The following is a 12,469-nucleotide window of genomic DNA, read 5'->3' on the forward strand; positions in this document are numbered from 1 at the left end:
ATGACGGGATGTGCGGAATGATTGCGCGAGGCAACTCCGCGTAATCGTGAGGTCACTATGGGTGTCGAGTCGCCGCAAAGCGATGCGGATCTGCTTCAGGCGGTCAGGAAGGGCAACGCCGCCGCCTACGGGCAGCTCTACGAGCGCCACGTCGCGGCGGCCCGCGCGCTGGCCCGGCAGCTCGTCAGGGGCGCCGAGGTCGAAGACGTGGTCGCCGAGGCGTTCACGAAGATCCTCGACCTGGTGGGCAGGGGCGGCGGCCCCGACTCCGGCTTCCGCACCTATCTGCTGACGGTGGTGCGCCGCACGGTCTACGACCGCTCCAGGATCGAGAGCCGGCAGGTGACCACGGGCGAGATCGAGCTGTACGACCCGGGCACCCCCTTCGTCGACCCCGCCCTCGTCGGGCTGGAGAGGTCGCTGATCGCCAGGGCCTACCTGTCGCTGCCGGAACGGTGGCGGGCGGTGCTCTGGCACACCGAGGTGGAGAAGGCCAAACCGGCCGAGGTCGCGCCCCTGCTCGGACTGTCGCCCAACGGCGTGGCGGCGCTGGCCTACCGGGCCCGCGAGGGGCTGCGGCAGGCGTACCTGCAGATGCACCTCAGCTCCTCGACGCAGCAGGACTGCCGCCCCGCGCTCGGCCAGATGGGCGCCTACGTCAGGGGCGGGCTGGCCAGGCGCGAGTCCAAGGCGATCGACGAGCACGTGAGCGGGTGCGAGGAGTGCCACGGGGTCCTGCTGGAGCTGACCGACGTCAACCGCGGGCTGCGCGTCATGGTCGGGCCGCTGATCGCCGGGCCGCTCTTCGGCGGCTACGCGGCGGCGCTGGCCAAGTCGGCCGGGGCCGGTGGCGGCGCGGGCGGTCCTGCGCGGGTGCTCGGCCGGATGCGGCGGGCGTCCAAGGGCCGGCTGGCCGCGGTGGCGGGCGGGATGGCCGTGTGCGTCGCGATGGCGGGCGCGCTCCTGCTGGTCTCCGACGAGAAACCGATCAAGAAGCCGGCGACCACGCAGGTCGCGCAGCCGCCGGTGTCGCAGCGGCCGGTGCCGGTGCCGGTGCCGATGCCGAGCGAGGAGCCGCCCGCCCCCGTGCCGCCGAAGACCGGCAAGACACCGGGCGGGGCCCGGCTGCGGGCCACGATCGACCCGCTCGGCGCCCTCGTACGCGCCCGGCCCGGCATCGTGGCCATCCGCCTGCGCAACTACGGCGGGAGCCCCAGCGACGACCTCGCGGCCTTCGTGCGCCTGCCCGCCGGTGTGACCCTCGTCCCGCCGCTGCGGCGCGGCCACGGCATGGCCGTCTCCGGCCCCGTCGGCACGGTGGACGGCTGGGCGTGCCGCCCGGTGCGGGGCGGCGCGCGCTGCGCCAGGGCGCCGCTGGAGGCCGGGCAGGGCACGGCGGTGTTCCTGCGTGTGCTGGTGGCCGACGAGGCCCCCGAGGGCGCTGGGCCCGCCCTGCGCGTCGAGGCGGGCTCGGTGCAGGTCAAGGCGCAGGCCGAGGAGGGCGTGCGGCAGACGGGCGCGCCGGCCAGGTTCGCCACCGACGGGAAGGTGGCCGTCAAGGCCATCGGCAACTCCCTGCTGAGCTGCCCGGAGGAGCGTGCGGGCTGCGTGGAGGCCAGACGGCGCCAGGGCGCCCAGCGCGACAACGACCTGTGGCCGATGATCGCACTCGACCAGGACGACTCCTCCGACACCTCCTCTTCCAGCGCGGCGGAGCTGGCACTGCCCAAGAACAGCCAGGTCGTGTGGGCCGGGCTCTACTGGTCGGCGAGCGGCGAGCGCTCGGGGCCGATCAAGATCAGGCCGCCGGGGCGGCACTCGTACCTGACGGTCAGGCCCAGCCAGGTGACGCGCCGCGAGCTGCCCCTGGGGCCCGCCTACCAGGCGTTCGCGGACGTCAGCGGGCTGGTCGGCAACGCGCGCAGGAACGGCGTGTGGTGGGCGGCCGACGTGCCCACCGAGGAGGGGGTCTCGCGGCATGCCGGGTGGAGCCTGGTGGTGATCGTGACCGATCCCGCGCAGCCGTACAGCCAGGCCATGGTGCTCGACACCGCCACCGTGGTCGGCGGCAAGAGCCGGCGCGTGCGGATCCCGCTGGGCGGCCTGAGCCCGGCGGCCTCGCCCGCCAGGGTCGAGCTGGTCACCTGGGAGGGCGACGCCGACCTCAAGGGCGACAAGGTCTCGCTCGGGTCCGGCCCGCTGACCCCCGAGGGCGGCGACCGCGATCGGGAGAACGTCTTCGACGGCTCCTCGAACGGCGCGTCGGAGATGACGTTCGGCACCGACGTCGACACCGTCAACGCCGAACTCGGAGTGGACCCCGCGCTGACGATCGCCACGGACAAGGACGTCGTCCTGTTCGGGGTGATCGCGTTGAGCGTGCGTGCGCGGTCGTGACCGCGAATGGGACAAACTGGTACCGTCGGGCTGAATGCTTCGGTGCAACCACGGGCACGTGTCGAATCGTCGGGATTAACCCTCGCGCGATCACCTGCTTTCATTACCCTGAGAGAGGGCCGCCGAGTCCGGTCTCTGACGGTGCAGAGCCAGCAAGGTCGGACCACCAGGAAAGGGGCGGGGTCAGTGGATCGCTGCGCGCTGTTCGTGGACGCTGGCTATCTGCTGGCAGACGGAGCGATGGCCGTGCATGGCACGCGCCATCGCGAAGCGGTCGCCTGGGACTATCCGGGGCTGCTCCAGTTGATGAGCAATCTGTCGCGCGAACGCACCGGTCTGCCACTGCTGAGGTGCTACTGGTACGAGGCGACGGTCGAGGGCCGCCGCACGCCGGAGCACGACGCGCTGGCCGACATACCGGGTCTCAAGCTGAGACTGTCGCGCATCAGGCCGGGCCGGCGCGAAGGCGTCGACGCCCAGGTCCATCGCGACCTGATGACCCTGGCGCGCAACAACGCCATCTGCGACGCCGTGGTCGTCAGCGGCGACGAAGACCTGGCGCAGGTCGTCTGCGACGCCCAGGACCTCGGCATCAGGGTGAGCGTCATCCACATCGCGGCCGACGGCGGCTGGGCCGTCTCCCGGTCGCTCAGGCAGGAGTGCGACGACCTGGTCGAGCTGGGCGCGGTCCACCTGAGGCCGTACGTCAGCGTCGTCACCGGCGCCATCGAGGTGTCCAACGGGCACCACCAGCCGCTCAGCAACGGGCAGGCCGCCCACTCGCTGCCGCCCGCCCAGCCGTCCATGCCCTCCCTGCCCACCACGCCGCCGGCGTCCACCGGCAGCCACGCCGCGAGCACCCCCTCGCTCCCCTCGACGCCGAGTCAGCCGCCCTCGACGCCGCCCTCGTCCGGGCGCGGCCAGTCGTCCACGCCGCCCGTGCTGCCGACCTACGCCAGCTACCAGAGCGAGCAGCCGCCGGCCACGCCGCCGTCCTCGGCTCCGGTCACCGGGCCCATCCAGGCGCAGCAGCCGCAGTCGCAGCAGCAGTCGCCGAACACCGGCCAGTTCTCCTCGCCGTCGAGCAGCGGCGCCTACCAGCAGCTCGGGTCCTACACCGGGCCGCAGCCCGCGCCGGTCACGCCGCCGCCCGCCGCCACGGCGGGGGCCACCACGCTGGCCGACGCCGTCAAGGCCGCCCACAGGGAGGGCCACGACTTCGGCGAGTCCGTCGCCCGCGACGCCCCCGCGCTGTGGCTGGAGGCGGTGCTGGCGCGCAAGCCGCGCATGCCGTCCGACCTGGAGGCCCGGCTGCTGCAGGGGTCGTCGCTGCCGATCGACTTCCTGCTGCACGACGAGGTGCGCCACGCGCTGCGGCGCGGCTTCTGGGACGCACTCGAACGCGCCCGCCACTGAGGAGGTCCATCGGGGGCGCCGTGATCGCCCCCGAAGGATCGCCCCCGACCGCCGGGAGACCCCCGACCGCCGGGAGACCCCGGTTGTCAGGAGACCCCGACTGTCGTCAGGAGGTCACGGTCTTCAGGAGGTTCCGACTGTCAGGAGATCGGGCTTCAGGAGATCGCGTCGAACCCGGCGCGCAGATGCTTCACCCGATCGGTCAGATCGGACAGCGGCACGGACAGCGCCGGATCCTGCGAGTTGCGAGCCACCTCCCGCACGCGGGCCAGCTCGTCCTCCACCGCGGTCAGCCGCCCCGACAGCTCGGGCAGCACGGAGGCGTGGTCGCCCGTGCCCGGCGGCAGCTCGCTGTTCACGCGCTCACGCAACAACGACGCCTGCTCGGCCAGGCGCTTGTTCATGTTGTACAGGTCGGTGAAGACCGACACCTTCGCCCGCAGCACCCAGGGGTCGAAGGGCTTGGTCAGATAGTCGACCGCGCCTGCCGCGTACCCGCGGAAGGCGTAGTCGGGGGCGCTGTCGACCACGGTCAGGAAGATGATCGGGATGTTCCTGGTCCGCTCACGCCGCTTGATGTGCGCGGCCGTCTCGAACCCGTCCATGCCCGGCATGCGCACGTCGAGCAGGATGAGCGCGAACTCGGTGTTGAGCAGCGCCTTCAGCGCCTCCTCGCCGGACCTGGCGCGCACGGGCACCAGGTCGAGAGAGCTGAGGATGGCCTCAAGGGCGATCAGGTTCTCCTCGCGGTCATCGACCAGGAGGATCTTCGCACGATCCGGCATCGATCACGTCCCTTCGGCAGGTGACTCGGATGCGGATCCACGCCCGCGGCTGAGCCAGCCGCGCAGGCGTTCGAGCAGGCGGTCCACGTCGACCGGCTTGGGCACGTAGTCCGAGGCGCCCGAGGCGATGCTCTTCTCGCGGTCTCCCCGCATGACCTTGGCGGTCAGCGCGATGATCGGAAGGTCCGCGAACTGAGGCATGCGCCGGATGGCCGAGGTGGTGGCCCACCCGTCCATCTCCGGCATCATGATGTCCATCAGCACGAGTGCGACGTCCTCGTTCCGTTCGAGCTGCTCGATCCCTTCCCTGCCGTTTTCAGCGTAGACGACCGTGGAGCCATGCCTTTCCAGAACGCTGGTGAGGGCGAACACATTGCGGATGTCGTCGTCCACGATGAGGATCTTGGCGCCGCTGAGCGGATCGTCGCCCTGCCACTGGCTGGGCGTCTCGGCCGGCGTCTCGACCAGCTCGGGCATCGGCAGGTCCAGCGGCAGCGGCGGCTCGGGCACCTGCATGGGCTCCTCGGACGGCGGGCTCATGAGCTGCCTGCGCGCCACGCCGCCGTCGGTGGCCGCCAGCGGCCCGGTGTAGGAGGCCGGCAGGTAGAGCGTGAACGTGCTGCCCTTGCCCAGCTCGCTGTCCACGTGGATCTCGCCGCCGAGCAGGCGGGCGATGTCGCGGCAGATCGCCAGGCCGAGGCCCGTGCCGCCGTACTTGCGGCTCGTGGTGCCGTCGGCCTGCCTGAACGCCTCGAAGATGACGTCCCGCTTGTCGGGCGCGATGCCGATGCCGGTGTCGATCACCTGGAAGGCCAGCAGGTTCACGGCGTCGTGCAGGGTGTCGTCGTCGTAGTCGACCCCGGCCGGTGCCGTCGAGACGCGCAGCTTCACCTCGCCCCTCGGCGTGAACTTCACCGCGTTGGACAGCAGGTTGCGCAGCACCTGCTGCAGGCGCTGCTCGTCGGCGCGCAGCTCCTGCGACACGTCGGGCTCGACCTCCACGGTGAAGGCCAGCCCCTTGTCCTGCGCCAGAGGCGCGAACGCGGCCTCCAGCAGATCGACCATCTTGGGCAGCGACACCTGGATCGGATGGATGTCCATCCGGCCGGCCTCGACCTTCGACAGGTCGAGCATGTCGTTGATGAGCTGGAGCAGCGCCGAGCCCGCGCTGTGGATCGTCCGGGCGAACTCCACCTGCTGCGAGGTCAGGTTGCCCTCGGCGTTCTCCGTCAGGAGCTTGGCCAGCACCAGCAGGCTGTTGAGCGGAGTGCGCAGCTCGTGGGACATGTTGGCGAGGAACTCGGACTTGTAGCGCGAGGAGACCGCGAGCTGCTCCGCGCGCTCCTCCAGCGTGCGGCGGGCCTGCTCGATCTGGAAGTTCTGGATCTCGATCGCGCGGTTCTGCTTGGCCAGCAGCGCCGCCTTGTCCTCCAGTTCGGCGTTGGACCTGCGCAGCTCCTCCTGCTGGCGCTGCAGCTCGTCGGAACGCTCCTGCAGTTCCCTGGTGAGCCGCTGGGACTCCGTCAGCAGGTCTTCTGTGCGCGAGTTGGCGATGATGGTGTTCATCGTGACGCCGATGGTGTCGACGAGCTGGCGCAGGAAGTCGAGGTGCACCTCGCCGAACGGCGTGAACGAGGCCAGCTCCAGCACGCCGAGCGCGCGGCTCTCGAACAGGATCGGCAGCACCACGATCTGCGCGGGCGTCGACTGGCTGAGCCCGCTGTCGATCGTGATGAACTGCGGCGGCACGTCGTCGAGGACGATGTGCTGGCCCTCGGCCGCCGCCTGGCCGACGATGCCCTCGCCGATCGCGAAGCGCTGGCGCGGCCCCCTGTCGGGGCGCACGCCGTAGCCGCCGATCAGCACCAGCTCGTGGTCGCCCTCGGGGTCGATGCCGTAGAAGGCGCCGTAGCGGGCCGACACCAGCGGCGTCAGCTCGCTCATCGTCAGCTTGGCCACCTCGAACAGGTCGCGGTGGCCCTGCATGAGCCGGGAGATGCGGGCCAGGTTGGACTTGAGCCAGTCCTGCTCCTGGTTGGCCTGGGTGGTCTCGCGGAGGTTGGCCACCATCGAGTTGATGTTGTCCTTCAGCTCCGCCAGCTCGCCCTGCGCCTCGACGGCGATCGAGCGGGTCAGGTCGCCGCGCGCCACGGCGCTGGTCACGGTCGCGATGGCGCGCACCTGCGTGGTCAGGTTGCCCGCCAGTTCGTTGACGCTCTCGGTGAGCCGCTTCCACGTGCCCTCGACGCCCTCGACCCGGGCCTGACCGCCGAGCTGGCCCTCCGAGCCCACCTCGCGGGCGACTCGGGTCACCTCTGAGGCGAAGGAGGAGAGCTGGTCGACCATCCGGTTGATGGTGGTCTTCAGCGCCAGGATCTCGCCCTGGGCGTCCACGTCGATCTTGCGGGTGAGGTCGCCGTTGGCGACCGCGGTGGTCACCTCGGCGATGTTGCGGACCTGGTAGGTCAGGTTGTTGGCCATGGAGTTGACGTTGTCGGTCAGATCCGACCAGACGCCCGACACGCCCTTCACCCTGGCCTGGCCGCCGAGCTGACCCTGCGTGCCGACCTCGCGCGCCACGCGGGTGACCTCGTCGGCGAAGGACGACAGCTGGTCGACCATGGTGTTGAGGGTGTCCTTGAGCTGCAGGATCTCGCCCTGCGCGTCAACGGTGATCTTCTTCGACAGGTTGCCCTGGGCCACCGCGGACGAGACCGCGGCGATCTGGCGCACCTGCGAGGTCAGGTTGTTGGCCATCGAGTTGACGTTGTCCGTCAGGTCCTTCCAGACCCCGGACACGCCGCGCACCTGCGCCTGGCCGCCGAGCTGACCTTCCGTGCCCACCTCGCGGGCGACTCGGGTCACCTCTGAGGCGAACGAGGACAACTGCTCGACCATCGTGTTCATGGTCGACTTGAGTTCGAGGATCTCGCCCTGGGCGTCCACGTCGATCTTGCGGGTGAGGTCGCCGTTGGCCACGGCCGTCGTCACCTGGGCGATGTTGCGGACCTGGTAGGTGAGGTTGTTGGCCATGGAGTTGACGTTGTCGGTCAGGTCCTTCCAGACGCCCGACACGCCCTTGACCTCGGCCCGGCCGCCCAGCTTGCCCTCGGTGCCCACCTCGCGGGCCACGCGGGTGACCTCGTCGGCGAAGGACGACAGCTGGTCGACCATGGTGTTGAGGGTGTCCTTGAGCTGCAGGATCTCGCCCTGCGCATCGACATTGATCTTCTTCGACAGGTTGCCCTGGGCCACCGCCGTCGCCACGGTCGCGATGCTGCGCACCTGCGAGGTGAGGTTGTTGGCCATGAAGTTGACGCTGTCGGTCAGGTCCTTCCAGACCCCGGACACGCCCGTCACCTGCGCCTGGCCGCCGAGCTGGCCCTCGGTGCCCACTTCGCGGGCGACCCTGGTGACCTCCTCGGCGAAGCCGGAGAGCTGGTCGACCATCGTGTTGACGGTGTTCTTCAGCTCGAACATCTCGCCCACGGCGTCGACGGTGACCTTGCGGCTCAGGTCGCCCTTGGCCACCGCGGTGGTCACGACCGCGATGTCGCGCACCTGCGCGGCCACGCGGGAGGACATCGTGTTGACGGCCTCGGTGAGATCGCGCCAGCTTCCGGACATGCCGCGCAGGTTGGCGCTGCCGCCCAGCCGGCCCTCCGTGCCCGCCTCGCGGGCCACTCTGGTCACCTCGGAGTTGAACAGCGCGAGCTGGTCGACCATGCCGTTGATGGCCTTGCCCAGGCGGCGCACCTCGCCGCGGGCCGACCTGTCGAGGTCGATGCGCCGCGACAGGTCGCCCTTGGCGACCGCGTCGATCACGTCGGCGGCGCCGCTCACCGGGCTCACCAACGCGTCGATCAGCATGTTGACCGACTCGACGCTCTCGGCCCACGCGCCGACGCCAGGACCGGGCGTCAGCCGCTCGCCGAAGCGGCCTTCCTTGACGACCTCTTTACGTACACGCACCAGTTCGTTCGCGAGATGTTCACGACGGTCGGCCACTTCGTTGAGCAGCAGTCGCACCTCGCTGAGGATGCCAGGAGGCGCATGAGGGACCCGACGCCGGAAGTCGCCGTCTCGCCAGGAGAAGAGAGTCTCCAGGATGGGCACGAGATCCGACTCGGTATAAGTCCTCTCTTCCGGACTTGGCTCGGCCTTGGCCGTGGTCATGGGGCCTCCTTCACTCGCCGCGGGCTCACGCGAGTGATTCAAGTCTGTCACGATGAGTAGCTCGTAGTCCTGTCCTTGGATTTACCCCAAGTCAGCGCGAAGTGTGGTAGGCACGGTGGGATGACTGCTTCTCCCCACGCGGTGCTCGCGGCGACGTTCGCGCCCGGCGAGACCGCTGTGACGGCTGCGATGAGGTTCACGCGCGAGGTGATGACCGCGTGGGCCACCGGCGGCGTGCTCCATTCCGCTGAGCAGATCGCTGGGGATCTGGCGGAACAGGTCGCTGACGAGCCGTTTGAGGTGATCTGGAAGCATTTCGGGGATGCCGTGCAGGTGGAGTTGCGGCAGCGATACCTCTCCCAGGGTGATCCGAAAGCTCCTTCCGTGAACGTCGAAGAGTGGGGAGTCACCTTCGCGGGCGATTCCCGTGTCCATTGGGCCAGACTCACGCTACCTGGCTCTGTGGACAGAGTGGCAGCCGAATGGCTGGAGGAGAGCGCCAGGGGGCCGCACTGGCTGGGCTTCCTGGCCGACGCGAGTGACCTGCTCGCGGGCACGCTAGACCCCGACATGGTGCCCGCGATCATCGCTCAGGTCGTGGTGCCGCGCCTGTCGAGCTGGTGCGCCGTCTACACCTCCGACAACTCCGTCGGCCCGCTGAAGCTCGTCTACCTCTGGCACGCCGACGAGGCCAGGATCGACGGCCTGCGCGTGCAACTCGCCGAGATGGACGTCTCGGCCGCCGACACCAGGGTCACCTCCACGATCCACCTGCCCGACTCGCAGGTGCTCGCCGTCCCGCTGATGGCGCGCGGGCGCAGCCTCGGCATGATGTGCCTGGGCCGGTCCGACCGCTTCCCCGACGAGGTCATCCAGTTCGCCGAGGACATCGGCAGGCGCGCGGCCCTGGCCATGGACAACGCCCGGCTGTACGCCCAGCAGGCCGCCGCCAACCGCGCGCTCCAGCGCAGCCTCCTGCCGCCCAACGAGCCCGAGGTGCCGGGGCTCGACTACGGAGTCATCTACGAGCCCGCCGGCGAGGCCAACGAGGTCGGCGGCGACTTCTACGACCTGTTCAAGGCCGGGGACGACTCCTGGCGGTTCGCCATCGGCGACGTCTGCGGCACGGGCCCCGAGGCCGCCGCCGTGACCGGTCTGGCCCGCCACACGCTGCGGCTGCTGGCCCGCGAGGGCTACGGCGTCGCCGCCGTGCTCGGCCGCCTCAACCAGGCGATCCTGGAGGAGGGGGAGCGGGCCCGCTTCCTCACGCTGCTGCACGGCGACATCACGCCGGTCTCGACCGGCCTTGAGATACGCCTGGTGTCGGCCGGCCACCCGGAGGCCCTGCGGCTCAAGCCCAGCGGCAAGGTGGAGGCCGTCACGACGCCGCAGTCGCTGCTGGGCGTCTTCCACGAGGTCGTCTTCGAGGCCGACACCATCCATCTGGAGCACGGGGACGTGCTGCTGGCGGTGACCGACGGGGTGACGGAACGGCGCTCGGGCGGGCGGCTCCTCGACGACGACGGCGGCCTGGCCAAGCTCCTGGCCGAGTGCGCCGGGCTGTCGGCCAGGGCGGTCGCAGAACGCATCCGCAGGGGCGCGGCCGAGTTCGCCGCCGAGCCCAGCGCCGACGACCTCGCCATCGTGGTCCTGCGCGCCCGCTGACCGCGACGGGCACGGGCCGGGGCGGGGTCCGGTGGGCGTGTCAGGCGAGTGGGGTGGTGGTGTTCGGGGCGGCCGCGGTGGGTGGGGTGCGGTCGCGGACGGGTGGATGTGGTGCTCGATGGCGGCCTCCCAGTGCCAGCGTTGGCGCATGCTGACAGTGGAACCGTCCGACGGTCAAGGCCATCGAGTCGACAAGGTTTTTACGAAGTGTCAAGGATTAGTGTGGATTCGCGTGTTTTCTGGCGAATTCAAGCTGTAACGCGATCTGCGCGATCCGTTCCGACACCACGAGCGACCCGCGAATGGCGTCGTACATGTAGACCTCGTGCTCACGCCCGTGCTCGGCCAGCTTGGCCACGTACTTCTCGATCTGCCGCAGCGGGGAGCGCGTGTCGTTCTCGCCCGCCAGGATCAGCAGCGGGCTCTTCACCTGGTCCACGTATGTGATGGGCGAGCTGGCCTCATACCGTTCCGGCTGCTCGTCCGGCGACCCGCCGAGCAGCGCCCGGTGGTAGGCCCGCAGGCTCTCCGCCTCGTCCTCGTAGGAGGTCTGGTGGCAGGCGATCGGCACGGCGGCGATGCCGGCCGTCCACAGGTCGGGCTGCGTGCCGAGCCCGAGCAGCGTGAGGTAGCCGCCCCAGGCCGAGCCCGCCAGCACCATCTTGGACGGGTCGGAGATGCCGCGCTCGACCACCCACTGGCGCACGGCGGCCACGTCGGCCAGTTCGATGTGCCCGACCTCGCCGTGGAGCGCGTCACGCCAGGCCGAGCCGTAGCCGGTGGAGCCTCGGTAGTTGACGCGTACCACCGCGAACCCGGCGTCCACCCAGGCCGCGGCCTCGGGAGAGAAGGCGTCGCGGTCGTTCGCCGTCGGGCCGCCGTGCAGCAGGAAGACCGTCGGGTACGGGACGGTGCCGAACTCCGGCCTGGAGACCAGCGCGTGGATGCGCCCGCCTTCGCCCTCGACGTCGATGTCCTCGACGGGGACGCTCGGCGGGGCGGGCGGGCCGCCGGGGTTCAGGACGACCTGGCCGCTGGTGGATCGGACCACAGGCGGACGGGAGGCGCTCGACCAGGAGTACTCGACGTGGCCGCCGGGCCTGGGCGCCGCCTCGTCGATCACGCCGTGCGGCGTCTCGATGAGGGTCAGGGTGCCGCCCGCGAGGTCGTAGCGGTGCAGGAAGCTGCGGGCGCGGTCGTCGCGCAGGATGAGCAGGCTGCGGCCGTCGTCGTACCACTCGGCGTCGAGGTCGCCGGGGTCCTTCACCCAGATCTGGCGCTCCTCGTCGGTCACCGGGTCCCAGACGATGGGCTCGTGGCGCCGGCGGCGCTCGTGCAGGGCCAGCAGCCGGCGGTCGCCCAGGACCGGGGCGAAGGCCAGGCCGATCACGCCCTTGTCCGAGCCGTCGTGGAGCTCGGCGACGGTGTCGCCGTTCTGGCGGACCACGCGGAGCGCGGGGTGGCGGAAGTCGCCGTACTCGCTGTGGTTGATCGCGATGAGGGAGCCGTCGAGTGTCATGTCGGCCACCCAGGCGGCCTCGGTGTGCTCGTAGATCGTTCGCGTCGGATCGCCCGCGCGGACGAGGTGGACGCGGAAGGAGCCCTCGCTGGCCATGGTGAGCGCCACGACGCCCGTCGTGGACAGCGAGATGCCGCCGGGCTGGCCGGGGGGCAGGTCCGGGGCGACCAGTTCGTCGGGGCCGCCGTTGAACGGCTGACGCCACCACACGCCGAACTCGTCGCCCTCGGTATCGGCGAACCAGTAGATCCACTGGCCTGTGGGGTCGATGGCCGCGTACACGGTGCCCTTGGGCCGGTCGGTGACCTGGCGGATGGCGCCTGTGACGCGGTCCCAGGCGTAGACCTCCCAGGTGCCGCTGGCGTTGGAGCGGTAGATGGAGCGGTTCGGAGCCTGACGCGCCCACGACGGCAGCGTCATGCGCGACGCTCGGAACCTGGCCTGCCAGCGTTCCTCCGCCTTCATCCGACGCGCCCCCTCCCTATGAAGTCCCGCGCCTCCCGGCGAGGGA

The 12,469-nt window shown here is 70.5% G+C and carries 6 protein-coding genes; 3 read left to right on the plus strand and 3 right to left on the minus strand.

Going from position 1 to position 12,469, the window contains the following annotated elements:
• The first annotated feature begins 57 nt into the window (after nucleotides 1–57).
• Complete coding sequence (locus tag ACFOY2_RS42690; protein WP_379533841.1) at nucleotides 58–2,397, plus strand: sigma-70 family RNA polymerase sigma factor; 2,340 nt, start codon at nucleotides 58–60, stop codon at nucleotides 2,395–2,397.
• Nucleotides 2,398–2,583: 186 nt separating this feature from the next.
• On the plus strand, nucleotides 2,584–3,813 hold the full coding sequence (locus ACFOY2_RS42695) for an NYN domain-containing protein (RefSeq protein WP_379533842.1): 1,230 nt from the start codon (nucleotides 2,584–2,586) through the stop codon (nucleotides 3,811–3,813).
• 155 nt (nucleotides 3,814–3,968) lie between these two features.
• Here the strand turns inward: ACFOY2_RS42695 and ACFOY2_RS42700 are convergent, their stop codons facing one another.
• Both ACFOY2_RS42700 and ACFOY2_RS42705 read right to left on the minus strand, forming a co-directional pair.
• Nucleotides 3,969–4,598 carry a response regulator gene (locus tag ACFOY2_RS42700; protein WP_357813261.1) on the minus strand — a complete coding sequence of 210 codons (630 nt, stop codon included), beginning with the start codon at nucleotides 4,596–4,598 and terminating at the stop codon, nucleotides 3,969–3,971.
• Between the two features lie 3 nt (nucleotides 4,599–4,601).
• Nucleotides 4,602–8,774: a HAMP domain-containing protein gene (locus ACFOY2_RS42705; RefSeq protein WP_379533843.1), complete on the minus strand. Its 4,173-nt coding sequence runs from the start codon at nucleotides 8,772–8,774 to the stop codon at nucleotides 4,602–4,604.
• Between the two features lie 120 nt (nucleotides 8,775–8,894).
• Here ACFOY2_RS42705 and ACFOY2_RS42710 point away from each other — a divergent pair, with 120 nt between their 5' ends.
• Entirely contained in the window at nucleotides 8,895–10,439 is a 1,545-nt protein-coding gene (locus tag ACFOY2_RS42710) for a PP2C family protein-serine/threonine phosphatase (RefSeq protein WP_379533844.1), read from the plus strand.
• 217 nt (nucleotides 10,440–10,656) lie between these two features.
• Here the strand turns inward: ACFOY2_RS42710 and ACFOY2_RS42715 are convergent, their stop codons facing one another.
• Nucleotides 10,657–12,423 (minus strand): S9 family peptidase, encoded by a 1,767-nt coding sequence (locus tag ACFOY2_RS42715; RefSeq protein ID WP_379533845.1) that lies wholly within the window; start codon nucleotides 12,421–12,423, stop codon nucleotides 10,657–10,659.
• Between the last annotated feature and the right edge of the window lie 46 nt (nucleotides 12,424–12,469).

This window comes from Nonomuraea purpurea, from assembly GCF_042650645.1.
Lineage (GTDB): Bacteria > Actinomycetota > Actinomycetes > Streptosporangiales > Streptosporangiaceae > Nonomuraea > Nonomuraea purpurea.